The sequence below is a fragment of the Blastococcus sp. TML/M2B genome (assembly GCF_016612865.1).
GTDB lineage: Bacteria > Actinomycetota > Actinomycetes > Mycobacteriales > Geodermatophilaceae > Blastococcus.
This window is the reverse complement of sequence record NZ_JAENZZ010000002.1, coordinates 1,738,303-1,759,007: the sequence shown is the minus strand read 5'-3', so window position 1 is coordinate 1,759,007 and position 20,705 is coordinate 1,738,303. Positions and strand designations below refer to the sequence as shown.

General features: G+C 75.7%; 23 protein-coding genes and 1 pseudogene. 16 read left to right on the top strand and 8 right to left on the bottom strand.

Annotated elements, in window-relative coordinates; all coding sequences use genetic code 11:
- Window positions 1-23: 23 nt before the first annotated feature.
- Window positions 24-449 carry a DUF885 family protein gene (locus JKP75_RS21845; RefSeq protein ID WP_242473604.1) on the top strand — a complete coding sequence of 142 codons (426 nt, stop codon included), beginning with the start codon at window positions 24-26 and terminating at the stop codon, window positions 447-449.
- On the opposite strand, the gene JKP75_RS17055 is transcribed toward JKP75_RS21845, so the two are convergent.
- From JKP75_RS17055 to JKP75_RS17045, 4 genes and pseudogenes are all read right to left on the bottom strand, one after another.
- Window positions 370-1,206: a hypothetical protein gene (locus JKP75_RS17055; RefSeq protein WP_200493280.1), complete on the bottom strand. Its 837-nt coding sequence runs from the start codon at window positions 1,204-1,206 to the stop codon at window positions 370-372. The two genes, JKP75_RS21845 and JKP75_RS17055, sit on opposite strands and share 80 nt — an antisense overlap.
- A gap of 317 nt (window positions 1,207-1,523) precedes the next feature.
- On the bottom strand, window positions 1,524-2,444 hold the full coding sequence (locus tag JKP75_RS17050; protein WP_255523383.1) for a Na+/H+ antiporter NhaA: 921 nt from the start codon (window positions 2,442-2,444) through the stop codon (window positions 1,524-1,526).
- Between the two features lie 118 nt (window positions 2,445-2,562).
- Window positions 2,563-2,814 (bottom strand): annotated as a pseudogene (locus JKP75_RS23070) (Na+/H+ antiporter NhaA); the annotation flags it as partial.
- A 200-nt stretch (window positions 2,815-3,014) separates the two neighbouring features.
- Window positions 3,015-3,863 carry an aminotransferase class IV gene (locus tag JKP75_RS17045; protein ID WP_200490084.1) on the bottom strand — a complete coding sequence of 283 codons (849 nt, stop codon included), beginning with the start codon at window positions 3,861-3,863 and terminating at the stop codon, window positions 3,015-3,017.
- A 38-nt stretch (window positions 3,864-3,901) separates the two neighbouring features.
- On the opposite strand from JKP75_RS17045, the gene JKP75_RS17040 reads away from it, so the two are divergent.
- From JKP75_RS17040 to JKP75_RS17010, 7 genes are all read left to right on the top strand, one after another.
- Window positions 3,902-4,372: a Fur family transcriptional regulator gene (locus JKP75_RS17040; protein WP_200490085.1), complete on the top strand. Its 471-nt coding sequence runs from the start codon at window positions 3,902-3,904 to the stop codon at window positions 4,370-4,372.
- Window positions 4,369-5,490: a folate-binding protein YgfZ gene (locus JKP75_RS17035; RefSeq protein ID WP_200490086.1), complete on the top strand. Its 1,122-nt coding sequence runs from the start codon at window positions 4,369-4,371 to the stop codon at window positions 5,488-5,490. Before JKP75_RS17040 ends, JKP75_RS17035 begins: the two co-directional genes overlap by 4 nt.
- A gap of 29 nt (window positions 5,491-5,519) precedes the next feature.
- Complete coding sequence (locus tag JKP75_RS17030; protein ID WP_200490087.1) at window positions 5,520-6,077, top strand: aerial mycelium formation protein; 558 nt, start codon at window positions 5,520-5,522, stop codon at window positions 6,075-6,077.
- Window positions 6,074-7,048 carry an asparaginase gene (locus tag JKP75_RS17025; RefSeq protein ID WP_200490088.1) on the top strand — a complete coding sequence of 325 codons (975 nt, stop codon included), beginning with the start codon at window positions 6,074-6,076 and terminating at the stop codon, window positions 7,046-7,048. The genes JKP75_RS17030 and JKP75_RS17025 overlap by 4 nt, the downstream gene beginning before the upstream one ends.
- Before the next feature lie 88 nt (window positions 7,049-7,136).
- Entirely contained in the window at window positions 7,137-7,640 is a 504-nt protein-coding gene (locus tag JKP75_RS17020) for a helix-turn-helix domain-containing protein (RefSeq protein WP_200490089.1), read from the top strand.
- Window positions 7,637-8,446, top strand: a complete 810-nt coding sequence (locus JKP75_RS17015) for a hypothetical protein (protein WP_200490090.1) — start codon at window positions 7,637-7,639, stop codon at window positions 8,444-8,446. The genes JKP75_RS17020 and JKP75_RS17015 overlap by 4 nt, the downstream gene beginning before the upstream one ends.
- A 78-nt stretch (window positions 8,447-8,524) precedes the next feature.
- The gene (locus JKP75_RS17010) at window positions 8,525-8,809 is read left to right on the top strand and encodes a DUF2516 family protein (protein ID WP_200490091.1); all 285 of its coding nucleotides are present in this window, start codon (window positions 8,525-8,527) and stop codon (window positions 8,807-8,809) included.
- Between the two features lie 21 nt (window positions 8,810-8,830).
- On the opposite strand, the gene JKP75_RS17005 is transcribed toward JKP75_RS17010, so the two are convergent.
- On the bottom strand, window positions 8,831-9,499 hold the full coding sequence (locus JKP75_RS17005) for a fused MFS/spermidine synthase (RefSeq protein WP_309229930.1): 669 nt from the start codon (window positions 9,497-9,499) through the stop codon (window positions 8,831-8,833).
- A 168-nt stretch (window positions 9,500-9,667) separates the two neighbouring features.
- A complete protein-coding gene (locus JKP75_RS17000; RefSeq protein ID WP_200490093.1) occupies window positions 9,668-10,633 on the bottom strand; it encodes an NAD-dependent epimerase/dehydratase family protein in 966 nt (321 codons plus the stop codon).
- Window positions 10,634-10,717: 84 nt separating this feature from the next.
- On the opposite strand from JKP75_RS17000, the gene JKP75_RS16995 reads away from it, so the two are divergent.
- From JKP75_RS16995 to JKP75_RS16975, 5 genes are all read left to right on the top strand, one after another.
- On the top strand, window positions 10,718-11,989 hold the full coding sequence (locus JKP75_RS16995) for an aspartate aminotransferase family protein (protein WP_200490094.1): 1,272 nt from the start codon (window positions 10,718-10,720) through the stop codon (window positions 11,987-11,989).
- Entirely contained in the window at window positions 11,986-13,572 is a 1,587-nt protein-coding gene (locus JKP75_RS16990) for a gamma-glutamyltransferase family protein (RefSeq protein ID WP_200490095.1), read from the top strand. The genes JKP75_RS16995 and JKP75_RS16990 overlap by 4 nt, the downstream gene beginning before the upstream one ends.
- Window positions 13,573-13,659: 87 nt before the next feature.
- On the top strand, window positions 13,660-14,169 hold the full coding sequence (locus JKP75_RS16985) for a SigE family RNA polymerase sigma factor (RefSeq protein ID WP_200490096.1): 510 nt from the start codon (window positions 13,660-13,662) through the stop codon (window positions 14,167-14,169).
- On the top strand, window positions 14,166-15,053 hold the full coding sequence (locus tag JKP75_RS16980) for a hypothetical protein (RefSeq protein WP_200490097.1): 888 nt from the start codon (window positions 14,166-14,168) through the stop codon (window positions 15,051-15,053). The genes JKP75_RS16985 and JKP75_RS16980 overlap by 4 nt, the downstream gene beginning before the upstream one ends.
- A complete protein-coding gene (locus tag JKP75_RS16975) occupies window positions 15,053-15,772 on the top strand; it encodes a hypothetical protein (RefSeq protein WP_200490098.1) in 720 nt (239 codons plus the stop codon). The genes JKP75_RS16980 and JKP75_RS16975 overlap by 1 nt, the downstream gene beginning before the upstream one ends.
- A gap of 198 nt (window positions 15,773-15,970) precedes the next feature.
- Here the strand turns inward: JKP75_RS16975 and JKP75_RS16970 are convergent, their stop codons facing one another.
- Complete coding sequence (locus tag JKP75_RS16970) at window positions 15,971-16,834, bottom strand: class I SAM-dependent methyltransferase (protein ID WP_200490099.1); 864 nt, start codon at window positions 16,832-16,834, stop codon at window positions 15,971-15,973.
- 34 nt (window positions 16,835-16,868) lie between these two features.
- On the opposite strand from JKP75_RS16970, the gene JKP75_RS16965 reads away from it, so the two are divergent.
- Window positions 16,869-17,879 (top strand): UDP-N-acetylmuramate dehydrogenase, encoded by a 1,011-nt coding sequence (locus tag JKP75_RS16965; RefSeq protein ID WP_200490100.1) that lies wholly within the window; start codon window positions 16,869-16,871, stop codon window positions 17,877-17,879.
- A gap of 69 nt (window positions 17,880-17,948) precedes the next feature.
- Here JKP75_RS16965 and JKP75_RS16960 read toward each other — a convergent pair whose 3' ends face one another.
- Window positions 17,949-18,737: an SDR family oxidoreductase gene (locus JKP75_RS16960; protein ID WP_200490101.1), complete on the bottom strand. Its 789-nt coding sequence runs from the start codon at window positions 18,735-18,737 to the stop codon at window positions 17,949-17,951.
- A gap of 104 nt (window positions 18,738-18,841) precedes the next feature.
- Between JKP75_RS16960 and mshA the strand changes: the two genes are divergently transcribed.
- Together mshA and JKP75_RS16950 are read left to right on the top strand one after the other, a co-directional pair.
- Entirely contained in the window at window positions 18,842-20,179 is a 1,338-nt protein-coding gene (gene mshA / locus JKP75_RS16955; protein ID WP_200493279.1) for a D-inositol-3-phosphate glycosyltransferase, read from the top strand.
- Complete coding sequence (locus JKP75_RS16950; RefSeq protein WP_242473363.1) at window positions 20,176-20,682, top strand: YbjN domain-containing protein; 507 nt, start codon at window positions 20,176-20,178, stop codon at window positions 20,680-20,682. The genes mshA and JKP75_RS16950 overlap by 4 nt, the downstream gene beginning before the upstream one ends.
- Window positions 20,683-20,705: the final 23 nt, after the last annotated feature.

The following is a 20,705-nucleotide window of genomic DNA, read 5'->3' as shown; positions in this document are numbered from 1 at the left end:
GGGCGCTCTACGCCGAGCGGTTCATGGACGAGCTGGGCTACTTCCGCGACCCGGGCACCCGGCTGGGCTTCCTCGACGCCCAGCAGCTGCGCTCGGTGCGCGTGGTGATCGACATCGGCATGCACCTGGAGCTGCCGATCCCCGACGACGCCGAGGGCGTGCTGGCCGAGCACCGCGGGCAGCCGTGGACGCCCGACCTCGCTCGGGCCTTCCTGGGCGAGAACTCCGGGGCCGCGCTGGCCTTCCTGGACAGCGAGCTGGTGCGCTACCTCGGCATCCCCGGGCAGGCGATCGGCTACAAGCTGGGGGAGCGCGCGTGGCTGGCCGGCAGGGAGAAGGCCCGGCAGGCACGCGGCGAGGCGTTCGACCTCAAGGCCTGGCACATGGCCGCGCTGTCCCAGGGCTCGCTGGGCCTCGACGACCTCGAGGCCGAGCTCGCCCAGCTCTGACCGCCGCAGTGCCCGCCGGCCCGGTCAGCGGTTCCCGGGCAGCGGGTTGAGGGGTGTCCGCCGCGAAGGCGACCGAGTCCCCGGGGTGGGCGGGGTGCACCTCGAGCCCCGGCGTCCGGAGCAGCTCGTCGATGCAGGCGGCGCTGCCCCCGACGTAGGTGCTGGTCAGGTCGATGTCGGTGACCACGCACCACGCCTGGTCGGCCGGCCACCACAGGTTGGCGCTCTGCTCGTGCGGCTCGGGGGCGAGGTTGCGGACGGCGTCCGCGACCTCGCCCCGGACGAGCACCATGTCGTGGTTGCCGCGCAGGAGGAGCCGCGGCGGCGACTCGGGATCCGGCAGGTCGAAGCCGTAGCCGTCCCAGCGCCCGAAGAAGCAGTCCCGCGGTGTCGTCGTGTGCCGGGCGAGGACGTCGGCGAGGCGGGCGGCGACCGGGACGGGCAGGTGACCCTCGGCCGGGCCGTCGTCCCACACCGCAGCCAGGAGCTCGGAGGGCTGCGCGCCCCAGCTGCCGGTGACCGTGTGCCACTGCATGAGCCGGTGGGCGCGGGTGCCGGTGTGCCCGGCGATCTCGGCCCAGCTCACCTCGACGTCGTCGTCCCCGTCGTAGCGGATCGCCGGGTGGAAGACCCGTGCGTGGGCCTCGAAGGCCGGCAGCAGGGCGGAGACGGTGCCGGGCGTGCCGAGGCGGCGCGCGACGGAGATCCACACGCCGTGCCACACATCGGTCTCGACCGGCAGGCCGCCCAGCTCCACGGTGCGCAACCTATACCGGGGAACGGACAACCCCCGGGCTGTTCCGCCGCGCTCCCCTGAGGGAGCTGCGAGCGGGCCGACTGGACAACGGTCGGCGGCCCGGGGGTCGGGTGACTGTCCGGTTCTCGCTCGCCGCCGTACGACGGACGGGCGATCTGCCGTCGTTCAGAACTGTCGTCTGAACGGGCGGCCCATCTGGACGGCGGCTAGCGGACAGCCACCTCACGAGTCCTGTAGCTCAGCAAAGTTACGGACCACCTCCTCTCTCGTGTGCGACGACGGTACGTCCGCGTCGAGAGCGTCGGCAACCGAAAAAGTCAGCTGTCGGCGAACGGCTTCGCGGGCCGCCCGGGCGGCGGTGCGCCCCGCCAGTCCGGGTCGTGGTCGGCGTCGTCGTCCACCGTCCGCCGACGCGCCGGAGGCGGGCCGATGTCCTCGGGTGCTTCGTAGACGTCGGGGATGCCGTCGGCGTCGACGTCGACCCGCTCCAGGGCGGCGATCTCCCGGTACTTGCGGTTGCGGATCCGCAGCACGACCGTGGCGATCAGGGCCGCGAGCACCGTGCCGGCCAGGATGCCGACCTTCGCGTGGTCGTAGCTCTCGCTCTCGGCGCCGTAGGCGAGCTCGGTGATCAGCAGCGAGACGGTGAAGCCCATCCCGCCCAGCAGGGCGAGCCCGATGACGTCGGTCCAGCTCAGGTTCTCGTCGAGCTGGGCGCGGGTGAACCGGGAGACCAGCCAGGTGGCGCCGGTGATGCCGATCGCCTTGCCGGCGACCAGGCCGACCACGATGCCGATCGCGATGCTGTCGCCCAGCGATTCGCCCAGGCCCGAGACGCCGCCGATCGCGACCCCCGCCGAGAAGAAGGCGAAGACCGGGACGGCGAACCCGGCCGACAGGGGGCGGAGCCGGTGCTCGAAGTGCTCGGCGAGCCCGGGTCCGGCCTCCGGGCCCCCGGCCGCCGAGCTGCGGACGACGGGCACGGTGAAGGCCAGCAGCACGCCGGCGACGGTGGCGTGCACGCCGGACTCGTGCATGAGCACCCAGGTGAGCGCCGCCAGCGGCAGCAGCAGCCACCAGGAGCGGATCCGCTTCTGGACCAGGAAGCCGAAGACGGCCAGCGGCAGCAGCGAGAGCAGCAGGGCCGGCACGTTCAGCGCGGCGGTGTAGAAGACCGCGATGACCATGATCGCCAGCAGGTCGTCGACCACGGCGAGGGTGAGCAGGAAGGTGCGCAGGGCTGTCGGCAGGTGCGTGCTGATGACCGCCAGGACGGCGAGGGCGAAGGCGATGTCGGGTGGCCGACGGGATGGCCCAGCCGCGCAGCGCGCCGTCGGGGCCGCCCAGGTTGAACAGGACGAACAGCAGGGCCGGCACGGCCATGCCGCCGACGGCCGCGGCGATCGGCAGCGCCGCCCGCCGGGGCTCGCGGAGGTCGCCGGCGACGAACTCGCGCTTGAGCTCCAGCCCGGCCACGAAGAAGAAGAGCGCCAGCAGCCCGTCGGCCGCCCAGGTGCCCAGCGTCAGGTCCAGGTGCAGCGCCGACGGTCCGACGCGGGTGTCCCGGAGCGTCTCGTAGGTCGCCGCCCAGGGGGAGTTGGCCCACACGAGGGCGATCGCGGCGCCGACGAGCAGGAGGGCGCCGCCGACGGTCTCCTTGCGCAGGACCGACGCGACGCGTTGCGCCTCGGGCCAGGAGCCCCGGTCGAAGAGGCGGGTCGAACTGGTGCTGGGCACGGGGGCGGCTCCAGGGGGAGGGGTCGGGAAGGACGTTGCCGACCAGACTTCCCGGCGCACCGCTGGCCAGGTTACCGGCCGAGCAGCGCCCGCACCCGCGCGGTGAGGCCAGCGTCGCCGCGCCGCACGCCGTCCAGCGCGTGCACCGGCGCCGCGCCCCGCACGCCCGACAGCAGCCACACGGCGTCGGCGGCCTGCAGGTCGTCGACCGTGCCGCGCGTCCGCGCCGTCGGCCACCCGTCGGCCTCGGCGCGCTCGAACAGCCGGGCCACCGTCGTCCCGGCCAGGATGCCGGTCTCCGCGGGAGGGGTGTGCAGCGTGCCGCCGGCCGCCCACGCGACCGTCGACGTCGGCCCCTCGAGCAGCAGCCCCTCCAGGGACGTGAGGACGACGTCGTCGGCGCCGAGCCGGTGCGCGTGCCGGTAGGCGGCCATGTTCACCGCGTAGGACAACGTCTTGGCCCCGCCCAGCAGCCACGGCGCCTGCGCGCGGAAGTCGGCGGGGACGCCGAGGCAGAGGCTGACGACCGAGATGCCCTCGTCGCGCTGCCGGATCGTCTCCGCCGGCACGGGGGCCAGCAGGGCCACGGCGGTGGGTGGCGCGTCCTCCCCGGGGCCGCGGGTGAGCAGCAGCCGCATGACGCCCTCGGTGCCGGCCGGCCAGCCGCGCAGCACCGCGCCGACCAGCGCGGACCACACGTGGTCGCCGGGCTGCGGGATCTCCAGCAGCACGGCGGACCGGGCCAGCCGGGCCAGGTGCGCCGGGAGGTGCGGCGTCGTGCCGTCGAGCACCGCCACCGACTCGAAGGCGCCGTCCCCGCGGACCAGGCCCTGGTCCCAGGCGGTCACCACGGGCTCGTCCGGCGGCACGGCGACGGCCGCGCCGTCCCGCCAGATCGCGACGCTGCGCTGATCGGTCACGGCACCAGCCTGCCCGACGCCGGGCATAGGGTCGCGGCATGGGTTCCGAGGGTCCGACCGGCGACGCGGCCGCGCCGCTTGCCGAGCGGCTGCGCTCCCAGGGCCTGCGGCTGACGGCGCAGCGCCAGCGGGTGCTGGCCGCCGTGGAGGCGCTGGAGCACGCCACCCCCGAGGCGATCGGCGCGCGGCTGCGCGAGGAGGCCGGGCCCGACGGCTCGGCGCCGGACAGCTCCACGGTCTACCGCAACCTGGAGCTGCTGGAGCGGCTCGGCCTGGTGTGGCACACCCACCTGGGCAAGGGCGCGCCGATCTACCACGCCTCCGAGCACCCCCACCTGCACGTCGTGTGCGCCTCCTGCGGCGGGATCGCGCAGGTCGCCCCGGACCTCCTCGACAGCGCCGCGGAACGTCTGGCGGCCGAGCTGGGTTTCACCGTGGACGTGGGGCACGTCGCGCTGTCGGGGACGTGCGCCGCGTGCCGCGAACGAGCCCGATCGGAGAACCCATGAGTTCCACCCTGCTGTCCCGCCCGGGGGCCGTCGCCGTCGAGGACCCGGCCGACGCCGCGCTCGCCGTCGCCGCCCACTACGGCGACCCGCTGCGCGAGCAGCGGCTGCTGGCCGAGGGCGCCGGGCTGGTGGACCGCAGCGACCGCGACGTGCTCGCCGTCCCCGGTGCCGACCGGCTCTCCTGGCTGCACAGCCTCACCAGTCAACACCTCGACCGGCTCGGCGACGGCACCGGCCGCGAGGCGTTGATCCTCTCGCCGCAGGGGCACGTCGAGCACCACCTCGTGCTTGCCGAGCTGGCCGGCACGACCTGGGCCGACGTCGAGCCGGGCACCGGCGCCGCACTGCACGCCTTCCTGGAGAAGATGCGCTTTCTGCTGCGCGTGGAGCCGCAGCTGCGCACGGCGCAGTGGGCGGTCCTGTCGCTGGTCGGGCCGCGGGCGCTCGACGTCCTCGCCGCCGCCGGCCTGCCGGCGCCCGCGACCGAGCACGCCGTCGAGCCGCTTGCCGGGGGTGGGTTCGCCCGCCGGATGCGCCCGGTCGGGGACGGCTCGGCCGTCGTCGTCGACCTGGTCGTGCCCCGGGCGGCCGTGGACGGCGTCGCCGACCGGCTGCTCGCCGCCGGGGCACGCCTCGCGGGGGTGCAGGCCTACGAGGCGCTGCGCGTGGAGGCCCGCCGGCCGCGGCTGGGCCTGGACAGCGACCACCGCACCATCCCCAACGAGCTCGAGTGGCTGACCAGCGCCGTCCACCTCGACAAGGGCTGCTACCGCGGGCAGGAGACCGTCGCCCGGGTGCACAACCTGGGCCGGCCGCCGCGCCGGCTGGTGCTGCTGCACCTCGACGGCGTCAGCGAGGACCTCGCCGGCCCCGGTGCCCCGGTGCTGGCCGGCGCGCGCGAGGTCGGCCGCGTGGGCACCGTGGTGCGCCACCACGAGCTCGGCGTGATCGCCCTGGCGCTGGTGAAGCAGTCCGTGGCCCCCGACGCCGCGCTGACCGTGGGCGGATCGGCGGCCGCGATCGACCCGGACGACGCCGTCGCCGAGGTGGACGACACCCGGGCGGCGGCGCGCGAGCGCATCCGGGCGGTCCGGTCTGCGACCATGCCGCGTGCGTGACGAGAAGCTGACCGGATGGAGGCCGCACCGTGAGTACGAAGACCAGTCCCGCCGGGGGCGCCGCCGTCGACGCGCTGCTGGACCCCGCGTTCCTCGAGGACGCGACCCGCCGGTCGATGGCCGAGGTCCGCACGCTGCGCCGCCAGGCCGAGCAGGAGGAGGTCAACCTCTCGTACACGCGCCGGCTGCTGCAGGGCCGCCTCGACATCGTCCGCCGCGAGCTCCAGCGGCGGGCCGAGCACGACGGCCGCTCGCTGGTCGAGCTGCTGCCCGAGATCCTGGCCGAGAAGGGCCGCGGCCCCGCGCACGGCTTGGGTCGCCACCAGACCGTGCAGCCGGCCAACCCGGACGCCTACGAGTCGTGGGTGAACGCGCTGACGCCGGGGGTCGACCTCTCCTCGATCACCCAGCTCACCGACGAGGAGCTGGAGCGGGGCGCCCGGGCGCTCGCCGAGGCCGAGGTCGGGCTCTCGGAGCGGCGGCGCGGCGTCCAGCAGGTCATGGACGCCCTCGCCGGCGAGCTCGGCCGGCGCTACCGCGACGGCGAGGCCGACGTCGCCGCCCTGCTGGCCGACGAAGGTCGATGAGCTCCTCCTCCTGGCCGGACAACCCGGTCCTGGTCGAGGTCGAGCGCTCCGGCTTCGTCGAGTCGGTGCACCGTGGCTCGCTGGTCGTCCTCGGCCCTGACGGGGACGTGCGGTTCGCGCTCGGCGCCGTCGACCGGCCGGTGCTGCCGCGCTCGTCGAACAAGCCCGTGCAGGCGACCGCGCTGCTGGCCGCCGGCTGGATGCCCCGGGACGAGGCGGAGCTGGCCATCGGCGCCGGCTCGCACAGCGGCGAGGACGCGCACCGCGAGCTCGCGGCGGCGGTCCTGGCGGGCGCGGGCCTCGGGCCGGAGCACCTCGGTTGCCCGCCGGCCCTGCCCTCGCACGAGGCGACCCGGGCGGCCTGGCTGGTCGAGGGCCGGGCCCCCGACCGGCTGGCGATGAACTGCTCGGGCAAGCACGCCGCGATGCTGGCGGCCTGCGTGGCGGCGGGCTGGCCGGTCGAGGGCTACCTGAGCCGCGAGCACCCGCTGCAGCAGGCGATCGAGGCGCGGCTGGGCGAAGCGGCCGGCGAACCGGTGACCGCCGTCGTCGTCGACGGCTGCGGTGCGCCCCAGCACGCGCTCTCGCCGGCGGGCCTGGCCCGCGGCGTCCTCTCCCTGGTGCAGGCCGACCCCGGCACGCACGCGCGGGCCGTCGCCGACGCGATGCGCGCCCAGCCGTGGTTCGTCGCGGGCACCGGCCGCGAGGACACCGACCTGATGCGCGCCGTCGCCGGCCTGCTGGTCAAGGGCGGGGCCGACGGCGTGCACGTCGCCGCGCTGCCCGGCGCCGGCGCCGTGGCCCTCAAGCTGGACGACGGCGGCGACCGCGGGCGGGGACCGGCTCTCGCCGCGGGGCTGCGCCGGCTCGGCGTGCCCGCCGAGGTGCTCGCACCGTGGGCGCGGACCCCGCTCGCCGGGGGTGAGGGGACCGTCGGCGCGGTTCGCGCCGCCCCGGCTCTGGCGGTCTGAGCGGCCCTCTCCGGGTGTGACGCGGCAGACAGCCGGGTGCTAGCAGCTCCGCTTGCAGGAGCTAGCACCCGGGGGTAGCGTCGTAGCCGTGCAGACACCGGGAGAGTTCGTCCGCGAGCAGGTGACCACGGTCCACGAGTTGGTGGACCGCGTCGCCGGCAGCGTGGCGGAGTCCGTCGCCGAGGCCACGACCGCCTCGGCGAGCAACGTCACCGCCGTCGGCTCGCAGGTGGGCAACTACATCCGCGAGCAGCGCAGTGCCGCCCAGGTGTCCCTGCGGGAGCTGGCCCGCACGGCCGGCGTCAGCAACCCCTACCTGTCCCAGGTGGAGCGGGGCCTCCGCAAGCCGTCAGCGGAGATCCTCGCGTCGATCGCCCGGGGCCTGAAGATCTCGGCCGAGTCGCTCTACGAGCAGGCCGGGATCCTCGACCGGCGGTCCGGCAACCCGGACACCGTGGCGGCGATCCGATCGGACGAGGCGCTGTCCGAGCGGCACAAGGCCGTGCTGCTGGAGCTCTACGAGACCTACGTCCGCGAGCACCGCGCCACCACCCAGACCACCTCCCCTGACAACTCGAAGGAGTCGGCATGACCCCCACCCAGACCGTGAAGCAGTACGGCGAGCTCGCCGTGGCCCAGGGCCGCACGCTGGCCGAGCAGGCCCGCACCCCGATCCTCGCCGTCGTCGGCGCCGGTGACCTGGCCGTCCAGGGCGCCCGCACCGTCCTCGACCAGTTCCGCACCCGCGCCGAGGCCCTGCCGGGCGAGGCCCAGGTCCAGGCCGACCTCGCCGTCCGCGAGGCCCGCACCCGCGCCACCGAGGCCGCCGGCACCGCCCGTGCCCGCGCCACCGAGGTCGCCGGCACCGCCCGCACCACGGCGCAGCAGCTGGCCGAGGCCGTCCGCGTCGAGACCCTGCGCAGCACCGTCACCGGCCTGGTCGAGACCGCCCGCACCCAGGCGGTCGCCACCGTCGAGACGCTCGCCGGCCGCGGCGCCGTCGTCGTCGAGGACCTGCGCCGCCAGCCCGCCTTCCGCCGCGTCGTGGCCCGCGCCGAGCGCGCCGTCGACGTCGTCGAGGACGCCCTGGAGGACGTGCTCGAGGAGACCGCCGAGGCCGTCGCCGACGCCTCGAACGAGGTGACCTCGGTCGCGCAGAAGACCGCCGCCAAGGCCACCAAGGTCGCCGCCAAGGCCGAGTCGTCGGTCGAGGCCTCCGCCGAGGCCGCCAAGAGCGAGCTCGAGGACGCCGTCGAGGCGCCCAAGGCCGCCAAGAAGCCGGCCAAGAAGAGCAGCCCCGCCACCTCGGGCACGAAGGCCGCCTCGGCCCGCGTGACCCGCGCCCGGACCGCGAAGCGGACCGACCCGGCGGCCGTGCCGGCCAAGCGCAACGGCTGACGCACCACCCCACGAACCAGGGCCCCGGAGCTGCGCGAGCGCTCCGGGGCCCTGTCGCGTCCGGGTACCCTCGCGGTCATGGCGGAGTTCGACGGGCTGCTCTTCGGCGCCCTCTACGTGGCGGCCCAGGTCCTGACCCTGTGGGCGTTCGTCGACGCGCTGATCCGGCCCGCGCCGGCCTTCGTCGCGATGGGGAAGCTGACCAAGCCCGCGTGGGCGGGGATCACCGGCCTGGCGGCCGTCTTCGTCTACCTGTTCGGGGCGATGAGCTTCCTGGGCCTGCCGGCGGTCATCGCCGCTGCGGTCTACCTGGTCGACGTGCGCCCGGCCGTGCGCGGCCTGCGCCGCGGCAACTCCTGGTGACCCGGCCCGCCTGAGCGCCGGTCAGCGCCCGAAGACGCCCGCCGGCGGCTCGGGGGAGGGCTGCGCCCCGTCGTCGGTGACCGGTGCGGCCTTCCCGGCGAACCGGTCGAGGTCCGCGCCGTCGACCACCCGCGCGGGCATCGGGTCGCGCGCGCAGGCGCGGCTCAGGTCGGCCAGCGGTAGCTCGGTGTCCGAGGCGACGGCGACCAGGTTGCCGAAGCGCCGGCCGCGCATCGTGCCGGGCTCGGCGAGCAGGCAGACGTGCGCGAAGACCTGCCGGAGGGTCGCCACCTGGCTGCGCGCGAAGCGCAGCGGCGGCCCGTCGGCCACGTTGGCCACCGCCACCCCGCCGGGGCGCAGCACCCGCGCGACCGCGGCGGCGAACTCCACGGTGGTGAAGTGCGCCGGCGTCCGCGCGCCGGCGAACACGTCGGTGACGACGACGTCGGCGGAGGCCGGCCGCAGGCTCTCCAGCGCCTCGCGGGCGTCGCCGGCGCGCACCCGCACGCGCGCGCCGCGCGGCAGGGGCAGGTGCTCGCGCACCAGGTCGGTGAGCGCCGCGTCGATCTCCACGACCCGCTGTCGGCTGCCGGGCCGGGTGACCGCCAGGTAGCGGGGCAGGGTCAGCGCGCCGCCCCCGAGGTGGACGGCGTCCAGCGGCTGCCCCTCCGGTGCCGCGAGGTCCAGCACGTGGGCCCATCCGGCGGACGTACTCGAACTCCAGGTGGGTCGGGTCCTCGAGGTCGACGTGCGACTGCGGCGTGCCCTCGACCATGAGCACCCACGAGCCGTCGCGGTCGGCGTCGGCGAGCAGCTCGGCGGTGCCGCCGAGGACGGGCGTGGGGCCGGGCGGCGTCCTCACGCCCCCGCGGCCGCCCGCAGCGCCGCCTCGCGCTCGGCCGGCAGGTCGACGGCCAGCGCCGGCACGCCGCGCTCCCGGTCCCAGGCGACGACGTCGGCTGCCGTCTGCTCGAGCGGGGTGGCGGTCAGGCCGACGCCGCGGGCGAGCGCGGCGCTGCGCCGCATGCCGATGTCGAACCGCGGATCGGCGACGGTGAGCGGCAGGGGGGCGCCGGCGAGGGCGGGGTCGACCGGCACGACCTGGACCGTCGCGCCGGTGCCGCGGGCGCAGGCCTCGACCAGCCCGGCCAGCGTGACCGGCTCGGCGGGGCCCACGGCGTTGTACGTGCCGTCGCGGTCGTCGTGCAGCAGCTGGACCACGAGGTGGGCGAGGTCGCGGCTGTCCACGACCTGCACCGGCTGGTCCGGGCGGGCGGCCAGCGGGACGATCCCGCCCTGCGCGGCCTTCCGCGCCCACCAGGTGAAGCGGTCGGTCTGGTCGTGCGGCCCGGCGACGATGCCGGGCCGGACCAGCGTCGCCCGGTCGCCGAAGCGGGCCAGCGCCTCGTCCTCGCAGGCCACCTTGAGCGGGCCGTAGCTGCGCGGGGTGACCTCCTCGGTGCCGAGCTCGGGCGCGAGCCGGGGCGCGGACTCGTCCGCGACGTCGACGGGGCTCGACCAGTCGTAGACCGAGCCGGTGGAGATGAACAGGTACCGGCCGGTGGAGCCGGCCAGCGCGCCGGCGGCCTGCGCCACGTGGCGGGGCACGTAGCCGCTCACGTCGACGACGGCGTCCCAGTCGGTGCCGGCCAGCGCCGCGTAGTCGCCGCTCGACCGGTCGCCGACGAGCCGGGCGACGTCCGGGAACAGCTCGGTGCCGGTGCGCCCGCGGCTGAACAGCGTCAGCTCGTCCCCGCGGGAGAGCGCCTCCTCGACGATCGCGCGCCCGACGAACGACGTCCCACCCAGGACCAGGATCTTCACCGGTCCGACCTTAGCCAGGGCGGCGCGGCTAGTGTCCGCGACCGGGACGGCGGGCGTGACCGCCGGCACACCTCTGGAGGCACCGTGTCCGACGCTCAGCCCGCAGCCGCCCTGCCCGCCACCGGGTCCGGTGGCGACGACGTCCTCGCGCAGCTGCGGGCGAACCGGCACGACGACGCCGACTGGCGCAGCGGCCGCATCTTCGGGCTGATCTTCCACCCGGACGACGACGGGCTGGAGGAGCTGCTCGCCGACGTGAGCCGCGAGTACCTGGCGGAGAACGCGCTCAACCCGGTGCGCTTCCCGAGCCTGGCCCGGCTGGAGCGGGAGACCGCGGACATGGTCGCCGGCCTGCTGCACGGCACCCCGGGGGCGGGCGGGCTGACCAGCGGTGGCACCGAGTCGATCTTCATGTCGGTGCTGGTGGCGCGGGAGACCGCGCGCAAGAAGGGCATCGCGGACCCGGTGCTCGTCACCGCCATCACCGCGCACCCGGCGTTCGCGAAGGCCTGCCACCTGCTCGACATGAGGCAGGTCCGGGTGCCGGTCGACGAGGGCTACCGGCTGGACGTCGTGGCGATGAAGGCGGCGATCGGGCCGGACACCGCCATGGTCGTGGCCAGCGCGCCCTGCTACCCGTACGGCGTCATCGACCCGGTCGAGGAGGTGGCGGCGCTGGCCCGGGAAGCCGGCGTGCTCTGCCACGTCGACGCCTGCCTGGGCGGGATGATGCTGCCGTTCTGGGAGCGGCTGGGCGAGCCGGTGCCCCCGTGGGACTTCCGGGTCGAGGGCGTCACGAGCATCAGCGCCGACCTGCACAAGTACGGGTACGCGTTCAAGGGCGCCAGCGTGCTGCTGCACCGGGACGTCGCCCAGTACCGGACGCAGTGGTGGTTCGACGACGGCGCCTGGGGCGGTGGCATGTACGGCTCGCCCACCACGGCCGGCACCCGCCCGGCGCCGCCGATCGCCGGGGCCTGGGCGGCGCTGAAGCACCTCGGCGAGGAGGGCTTCCTGCGCCAGGCGCGCAAGGTGCGCGACGCGACCCGCCGGCTCCAGGCCGGGATCGAGGCCATCGACGAGCTGTCGCTGACCTCCACCCCCGACCTGTGCGTCTTCCAGTTCGGCAGCGACGTGCTGGACATGCGGGTCGTGGCCGACTCCCTGGCCGAGCAGGGCTGGTTCCCGAACCGGCAGCCCGGCGGGCTGCACGTGATGGTGTCGCCGGTGCACGACCGCGTGGCCGACGAGTTCCTGGCCGCGCTGGGCACCGCCGTCGAGGTGGCCCGCAGCGGGCGCACCTCGGACGCCGGCCCGGCGACCTACGGCGCGGCCCGGCCCGGAACCGGCGCGTGACCTGGGGGACGACGACCGTCGAGGGCCCCGACGGCCTGGTGTGCAGCGTCGACCGGCTGGCCTCCGACGTCGGCGTCGCGGTCCTGCGGGCCGGCGGGAACGCGGTGGACGCCGCGATCGCCACCAGCGCCGCGCTGACGGTGACCACGCCGCACATGTGCGGGATGGGCGGCGACCTCATGGCGCTGGTCGCCGGCCCCGGCACCGGATCGGCGGAGCCGCTGGTGCTCAACGCCACCGGGCGGGCCGGCAGCGGCGCGGACCCGGACCGGCTGCGCGCCGAGGGCCACCGCAGCATGCCGGTGCTGGGCGACGTCCGCAGCGCGCCGGTGCCGGGGTGCGTGGACGGCTGGCTGGCGCTGCACGCCCGCCTCGGCCGGCTGCCGATGGCCGACGTCCTGGGGCCGGCGATCGAGCTGGCCGAGACGGGCTTCCCGGCGTCCCCGCTGCTGGCGTTCATGCTGCCGAAGCTGGCCGGCGTCACCGGCTGCGACGAGCTGGTGCTGTCCGGGGTGCGCGCCGGCGACCACCTGGAGCGGCCCGGGCCGGCCCGCGTGCTGCGGGCGATCGTCGCCGAGGGCCGGGAGGGCTTCTACGGCGGGGAGTTCGGCGAGCGGCTGCTCGAGGCGGGCGCGGGGGAGTACCGGCCCGAGGACCTCACCACCCCGCTCGCGGACTGGGTGGACGGCCTGTCGCTGGAGGTGTGGGGCCACCGCGTGTGGACCGTCCCGCCGAACTCGGCGGGCTACGTGGCGCTCGCGGGGGCGGCGATCGCCGCGCGGGTCGGGCTGCCGGCGGCCACCGAGGGCGCGGACTGGGCGCACCTCGCGGTGGAGTCGGCGCGGCTGGCCGGGTTCGACCGGGTCGCGCAGCTGTCGGAGGACGCCGACGGCGCCGCGCTGCTCGCGCCCGGCCGGCTGGACGCCCGGGCCGCTCTGCTCGACCCGGACCGGCGGCTGGCGCTCGACGACAGCTACCGCGACGGCGGCACGATCCACCTCGCGGTCGCCGACCGGGACGGGATGGCGGTGAGCCTCATCCAGTCCAACGCCAAGGAGTTCGGCTGCCACGTCGCGGTGCCCGGAGCCGGGATCCTGCTGCACAACCGCGGCATCAGCTTCAGCCTGCAGCCCGGCCACCCGGCGGAGTACCGGCCCGGCCGGCGGCCGCCGCACACGCTGGCGCCGACTGTCGTCACCCGGCCCGACGGCTCGCTGCGCGCCGTCCTCGGGACGATGGGCGGGGACTCCCAGACCCAGCTGGTGACGCAGCTGCTGGCCCGGCTGCTGAACACCGGCGCGGACCCGGCCGAGGTGATCGGTGCCCCGCGGTGGGTGCTCGGAGTCGAGGGCGGCACCGGGTTCAACATCTGGGAGCGGCCCGAGACCCACCGGGTGCGGATCGAGTCGCACGCGCCGGCGTCCTGGGCGCCGGGGCTGGCCGACCGCGGGCACGAGGTCGAGGTGGTGCGCCCCGACCCGGCCGGCTTCGGGCACGCGCACCTCATCGACTTCCCGGTCGACGGGCCTCCCCGCGGGGCCTCCGACGCCCGCGCGATCATCGGCGCCGCCGTCGCCGTCTGACTTCTTCCGTCCGGCTCTCAACCCCGGCGGGGTCTGCGGGCGTGTTCAGGGGTGGGCGGCCGCGGAGGCCGCCGGACCGGAGGTGCCGTGAGCAGCGAGGCGGAGTTCGCCGACTTCGTCGAGCAGTGGTCACCCGCGCTGCTGCGGGTGGCCTTCCTGCTCACCGGGGACCGGTGGCTGGCCGAGGACCTGCTGCAGACGTCGCTGCTGAAGACGTCGCGCCGGTGGTCGCGGCTGGCCGACCCGCAGGCCGCCTACCCGTACGTGCGCCGGGTGCTGGTGACCACGCACGCCGGCTGGCGGCGCCGTCGCCGGGTGGGCGAGGTGCTCACCGACCGGCTGCCGGAACGCGCGGCGTCCGAGGCCGGGCCGGTGGAGCCGGGCCGGGCCGTGGCGGCGCTGGCGACACTGCCCCCGCGGATGCGGGCCGTGGTCGTGCTCCGCTACCACGAGGACCTCTCCGAGGCCGCTACGGCCGCGGCGCTGGGGTGCTCGGTCGGCTCGGTGAAGAGCCAGGCCTCGCGCGGGCTGGCGCGGCTGCGGGCCCTGCTGTCCCCCTCCGACGACCTCGTGCTGCAGGGAGAGGACGTGCCGTGAACACCAGCGAGCTGAGGGAGGCGCTGCACCGCGACGCCGAGCTGGCCGGGCTGCCGCCCACCGACCTGGTGCACCGGGTCGCGGGCCTGCGGCGGCGCAGCCGGCGCCGGCGGGCCTCGGTGCTGGCCGGTGTGGTCGCGATCGCCGTGGGGGTGGCCGGCGTCGCCGTCCTCGACGGCGCGCGGGAGCAGGACCGCGGCGACGACACGGTCGCGGACGGTTCGGGGGCGGCCCAGGCGGTCGTCGACCCGGAGGCCGCTGCGCAGCAGTACCGCGAGCTGCTCGGAACCACCGGCTCCGCGGCCTCGCGTGCGATCGGCCCGGCGTCCCTGGTCGAGTTCCTGCCCACCATCACCTACGCCGTCCGCAACGGGAACACGACCACCCTGTCCGACTCGGTCGTCGTCGGGCACGTGACGGACGTCCGCCCGGGCCGCGCGTTCTACGTCCCGGAGGACGACGACACCGCGAGCACCGAGGTGCCCTTCGACGACCCCCGGGCCCAGTGGCGGACCGTGCACGCCGAGGTCGCCGTCACCGAGGTCCTGGCCGGCCAGGTCCCGCCGGATCCCCTCGTCGTCGGGCTGGCGCTGAACCCGCGGACGCCCGTCGAGGTCGTGGCCGACGGCCTGCCCGCCCTCGGCGACCTGGTCCTGTTCCTGGACGCGGACGCCGGGGTCTTCGACGACGACCCCGGCATCTGGAGCATCGCCTTCGACGGCGAGGTGCTGGCCGAGGTGGGCGACGACGGCCGGCTGTCCCTGCCGGCGGCGGAGTCGTACGTCGCGGAGCGGTGGCTGGCGGGAACGCCGACGCTCGACAGCCTGCGCGAGGCTGCGCGGCAGCCTGCCCGGACCGTGCCGTTCGAGACGCTGGAGGACTGATGCCCGCTCGTCGGCTGGTGGTGGCGGTGGTCGCCGGGCTGCTGGTCGGGGGGCTGCTCACCTGGCTGGTGGTCCGGGACCGGAGCGCGGACGTCGCGGCGGCCCTCCCGGCATGCGACGAGATGGCCGGGGTCGAGCTGGGTGCGCTCGGCGAGGACCCGGCGTGGAACGGCTGCCTGACCGGCGACGGCGCGGCCGTGCAGTCGTACCGCTATGAGTGCTCCTCGCTCCGGGAGTCGCTCGTCCCGAGGGTCGAGCGGGAACTGGCGGACGAGTCCGCCGTCGTGTTCCTGCCCGACGTCGGTCTGATGGCCGCCGAGGGGCAGCCCTGGGTCGAGGCGCGGTCGGCGCAGGCCGCATTCCTCCGGACGCCCTTCGCGATGTCCGCGCACTACCGCTGCGACGAGCTGCGCTCGCTGCCACCGGCGGACGGGATCGACGCGGTCGACTGCGCCCTCGACGACGTCCCGCTCGACCTCGTCACCACGCAGGGGTGCAGTCGTGAGGGCGAGGTGCACCCCGCCGTCGGCCGGCCCTGCTCGTATCCCGATTTCGACATGAACACGTCCTGGGAGCAGTGGTCCATCGAGGTGCCCGGGCTCGGCGGTGGTCTGGTGCTGGAGAGCGGGCCGGACGAGCAGTGGTGGATGGTGCCCGGCGAGTTCCGCGACGAACGCTGCTCGACCGCGCCCGCCGAGTGGGCCGACGCCTGGCGCTGATCCGACGTCTGCGCTTTCGCGGTGAAGCAGGGTGGGACGTTCCCGCGGGAACGCCGTCGAGACTTTCTGTACCGAAAGTCCCCGAGGTGGGGAGTCCCTCACCTTCGCCGTCGGGACTTTCTGTACCGAAAGTCCCGAGGTGGGGAGCCCCGTCACCTTCTCCGTCGGGACTTTCTGCACCGAAAGTCCCGAGCGGCGTCAGGCGGGGGCGACGGCGGACCAGCGGACGGTGACCTCGCCGTGCCGCCACCGCCGGGACGACCCGACCAGCGGCCAGCCCTGCTCGGCCAGCGCCTCGACTGCGCCCACCCAGCGCTGCCGCGGGCCGAAGGTGGACAGCCCGGCCGCGCCCGCCCAGGCGGCGTCGAAGGCGCGCAGGAACTCGTGCACCGGCTCGCCCGGGACGTTGTGGTGGATCAGCGCCTTGGGTAGGCGCTCGGCGAGGTCCGACGGGCGTTCGATGTCGGAGACCCGGACGGACAGCGTCAGGGTGAGCGGCCCGTCGGCGTCCAGGGCCACCCAGGCGGAGCGCCGTCCCCACTCGTCGCAGGTCCCCTCGACGACGAGCCCGCCCGGCGCCAGCCCCGCGCGCATGGTGTCCCAGGCCCGCGCCGCGGACTCCTCGTCGTACTGGCGCAGCACGTTGAAGGCGCGGACGACCACCGGCCGCAGCCCGGCCAGCTCGAAGCCACCGACCCGGAAGTCCACCCGCGGCGGGTCCCGGTCGTCGGCGACGGCGGTCACCCGCGCCGGGTCGATCTCCAGCCCGACGACCTCCAGCCCCGGCACCTCGGGCGCGAGGCGCTCCACGAGCTCCAACGTGGTGACGGCGGACGCGCCGTAGCCGAGATCCACCACCAGCGGCCGGGCCGAGTCGCGCAGCCGCGGCACCTGGGTGGCCAGCAGCCAGCGGTCCACGCGGCGCAGCCGGTTGGCGTTCGTCGTCCCGCGCGTGGGCAGCCCGAGCGCGCGGGCCCGCCCCGCCGCCAGCCGGGGCGCCCTGCGCTGCCGCTGCGGCGACAGCGAGGCCCGCTTCTTGTGCTCGCTGCTGCCCTCGGTCACCGGTCCGGAGGGTAGTCCGGGCTAGCGTTGCGGCGTGCAGGTTCGACGCGACGTCCGGCTGGCGGACCTCACCACCCTGGCCGTGGGCGGCCCCGTCGAGCGGTTGCTCGAGGTGGAGACCGCCGCCGAGCTGGTCGACGCCGTCCGCGACGCCGACGAGGCCGGCCGCCCGTTGCTGCTCGTCGGCGGCGGCTCGAACCTGGTCGCGCCCGACGAGGGCTGGCCCGGCGACGTCGTCGCGGTCCGCACCCGTGGCATCGCCCGGGACGGCGACCGGCTCACCGTGCAGGCCGGCGAGGACTGGGACGGGCTCGTCGCGCGCACCGTCACCGAGTCGCTCGCCGGCGTGGAGGCGCTGTCGGGCATCCCCGGCTCCACCGGCGCCACCCCCGTGCAGAACGTGGGCGCGTACGGCCAGGAGGTCGCGCAGACGATCACCGGCGTCCGCGTGTACGACCGCGCCGAGAAGTCCGAGCGCTCGCTGACCCCGGCCGAGTGCGGGTTCGCCTACCGCGACAGCCGCCTCAAGCGCGAGCCCGGCCGCTTCGTCGTCCTCGAGGTCGCCTTCGACCTGCACCCCGGCCCGCTGTCCCGCCCGGTCGGCTACGCCGAGCTGGCGCGCACGCTCGGCGTCGAGGTCGGCGAGCCCGCACCGCTGGCCGACGTCCGCGAGGCGGTCCTGCGGCTGCGCCGCGGCAAGGGCATGGTCTGGGACCCGGCCGACCCCGACTCCCGCAGCGCCGGCTCGTTCTTCACCAACCCGATCGTCCCGGCGCAGCAGGCCGTCGAGGGCTGCCCGAGCTGGCCGGCCCGCGGCGACGCGGTCAAGCTCAGCGCCGCCTGGCTGGTGCAGCACGCCGGCTTCGGCCGCGGCACCCGCGAGGGACACGTGGGGACGTCGTCCAAGCACAGCCTGGCCCTCACCACCGAGGACGGCGCCACCGCTGCCGAGCTGCTCGCCTTCGCCGACCGGATCATCGCCACGGTGCAGGAGCGCTTCGGCGTCACCCTCGAACGCGAACCGACCGCCGTCAGACCGAGTTGATCATCGTCATCTGGCTGCCCGCCACGCCGGTGGAGCCAGCCGGATGACGATGATCAACAGGGGTTCGGGTCAGTCGGTCTCGCGGTGCACCTTGTGCTGGGCGGCCTGGGCGCGGGGGCGGACGACGAGCAGGTCGACGTTCACGTGGTGCGGGCGGGTGAGCGCCCACGCGATGCAGTCGGCGACGTCGTCGGCGACCAGCGGCTCGCGCACCCCGCGGTAGACGGCGTCGGCGCGCTCGGCCGAACCCAGCCGGTTGAGCGAGAACTCCTCGGTGTGCACCATCCCGGGCGCGATCTCCATGACCCGCACCGGTTGCCCGACCAGCTCCAGCCGCAGCGCCCCGGCCAGCGCGTGCTCGCCGTGCTTGGCCGCCGTGTACGAGCTGCCGTTCTCGTAGGTGGTCAGCCCCGCGGTCGAGCCGACGAACAGCACGTCGCCGGCGCCGGAGGCGATCAGCGCCGGCAGCAGCGCCTTGGTGAGCCGCACCGTCCCGAGCACGTTCACCTCGTAGGTCCGCGCCCACGAGTCGAGGTCGGCGTCCGCGACGGGGTTGGCGTCGAACGCCCCACCGGCGTTGTTCACCAGCACGTCGACCCGGTCCAGCGCGGCGGCGAACGCCTCGACCGACGCGGGGTCGGTCACGTCCAGCGGCAGGGCCCGGCCCCCGATGGCCTCGGCCAGCTCGGTCAGCCGGTCCATCCGCCGCGCCCCGAGGACGACGTCGAACCCGTCCGCGGCCAGGCGTGCCGCCGTGGCCGCGCCGATCCCGCTGGACGCTCCGGTGACGACGGCGGTGCGCCCGGCGCCGGGCCGCTCGGAGCTACCGGACCGGGTGAGAGGTGAGGCACCTGACATGTGCTCATCCTCGCGCTGTTGCAGGATGGAAGACCAACAGGGGTCGCCGCGTTGGCCCCCGTGACGGTCCGGACCACCACAACTGCCGAGCGGGAGGAACGCACGTGCCCGCTCGCCGCCCGATCCGCTCCGGCACGCCCCGGCGGGTCGCGACCCTCTCGGTGCACACCAGCCCGCTCGACCAGCCCGGCGCCGGCGACGCGGGCGGCATGAACGTCTACATCGTCGAGGCGTCCCGTCGGCTGGCCGCCCGCGGCATCGCCGTCGACATCTTCACCCGCGCCACCTCCAGCGACCTGCCGCCGGTCGTGGAGATGTGCCCCGGCGTCACGGTGCGGCACGTCGTCGCCGGCCCGTTCGAGGGCCTGGGCAAGGAGGAGCTGCCCGCCCAGCTGTGCGCGTTCACCGCGGCCGTGCTGCGCGAGGAGGCCCAGCACGAGCCGGGCTACTACGACGTCGTCCACTCGCACTACTGGCTCTCCGGGCAGGTCGGGTACCTGGCCCGCGACCGGTGGAGCGTGCCGCTGATCCACACCGCGCACACCCTCGCCAAGGTCAAGAACGAGGCGCTCGCCGTCGGCGACCGGCCCGAGCCGCGCTCCCGCGTCATCGGCGAGGAGCAGGTCGTGGCCGAGGCCGACCGGCTGATCGCCAACACCGACGAGGAGGCCCGCCAGCTGGTGCGCCTCTACGGCGCCGACCCGGCCCGCACCCTCGTCGTCCCGCCCGGCGTCGACCTCGAGCGTTTCTCACCGGGCGACCGCGCCGCCGCCCGCCGGGCGGTGGGCATGCCGCAGGACGCCGTCGTGCTGCTGTTCGTCGGGCGCATCCAGCCGCTCAAGGCACCCGACGTGCTGCTGCACACCGCCGCCCGGCTGCTCGCCGACGACCCGGGCCTGCGCGACCGGTTGCGCGTGCACGTCGTGGGCGCGCCCAGCGGCTCCGGCCTCGACGCCCCCGAGCAGCTCAAGGAGCTCGCCGGCTCGCTCGGGATCGCCGACGTCGTCACGTTCTTCCCGCCGCAGCCGCCCGAGCGGCTCGCCCTGCACTACCGCGCCGCCGACGTCACTGTCGTCCCCAGCCACAACGAGTCCTTCGGCCTGGTCGCCCTGGAGTCGCAGGCCTGCGGCACGCCGGTGGTCGCCGCCGAGGTCGGCGGGCTGCCGACGGCGGTCCGCGACGGCGTCTCCGGCGTCCTCGTGGCCGGGCACGACCCGGCCGACTACGCGGTCGCGGTGCGCGCCGTGCTGGCCCGTCGCGAGCTGCTCGCCGCCGGCGCGCGGCGGCACGCCGGCCTCTTCTCCTGGGACCGCACCGCCGACGCCCTCGTCCAGGCCTACGCCTCGGCGGCGCGCGACATGGCCGCGGCGCCCATCCGTCCCGCGCGCGAGCGGCGGCTCGGTCCGCTGCGCGTCCTCCCCGGAGTGCAGGTGGCCAGATGAGCAGGACCACAGCGGAGCTGGACGCCGTCATCGAGCAGGTGCTCCGCGACGGCGAGCTGGTGCACGAGCACCCCGCCCCCGGCACCTGGCTGGTCGACCTCCCGGGCACCAAGAAGCTCAAGACGGTCTGCGGGCTCAGCGTCGGCGAGCACGCGCTGCGGGTGGAGGCCTTCGTCTGCCGCCAGCCCGACGAGAACCGCGAGCAGCTGTGGACCTTCCTGCTGCAGCACAACGCCCGCATGTACGGCGTCTCGTACTCCATCGACAACGTCGGTGACGTCTACCTGACCGGCCGGCTGCCGCACGCCGCGGTCACCCCCGAGGATGCTCGACCGCATCCTCGGCTCGGTGCTCAGCTACGCCGACGACCACTTCAACACGATGCTGGAGATCGGCTTCGGGACGTCGATCCGCCGCGAGTGGGACTGGCGGGTCAAGCGCGGCGAGTCGCTGCGCAACCTCGAGGCGTTCGCCGCCTTCGCCGATCCCTCCCGCCGCGCTGACGCAACCCCCTCCCGCCGCGCCG

Coding starts and splice junctions, on each gene's coding strand:
- JKP75_RS17015 (WP_200490090.1), top strand. CDS start 7,637: ATGACCCCCACCCAGACCGTGAAGCAGTACGGCGAGCTCGCCGTGGCC.
- JKP75_RS16975 (WP_200490098.1), top strand. CDS start 15,053: ATGCCCGCTCGTCGGCTGGTGGTGGCGGTGGTCGCCGGGCTGCTGGTC.
- JKP75_RS16960 (WP_200490101.1), bottom strand. CDS start 18,737: ATGTCAGGTGCCTCACCTCTCACCCGGTCCGGTAGCTCCGAGCGGCCC.
- JKP75_RS17010 (WP_200490091.1), top strand. CDS start 8,525: ATGGCGGAGTTCGACGGGCTGCTCTTCGGCGCCCTCTACGTGGCGGCC.
- JKP75_RS17025 (WP_200490088.1), top strand. CDS start 6,074: ATGAGCTCCTCCTCCTGGCCGGACAACCCGGTCCTGGTCGAGGTCGAG.
- JKP75_RS16950 (WP_242473363.1), top strand. CDS start 20,176: ATGAGCAGGACCACAGCGGAGCTGGACGCCGTCATCGAGCAGGTGCTC.
- JKP75_RS17035 (WP_200490086.1), top strand. CDS start 4,369: ATGAGTTCCACCCTGCTGTCCCGCCCGGGGGCCGTCGCCGTCGAGGAC.
- JKP75_RS21845 (WP_242473604.1), top strand. CDS start 24: ATGGACGAGCTGGGCTACTTCCGCGACCCGGGCACCCGGCTGGGCTTC.
- JKP75_RS17040 (WP_200490085.1), top strand. CDS start 3,902: ATGGGTTCCGAGGGTCCGACCGGCGACGCGGCCGCGCCGCTTGCCGAG.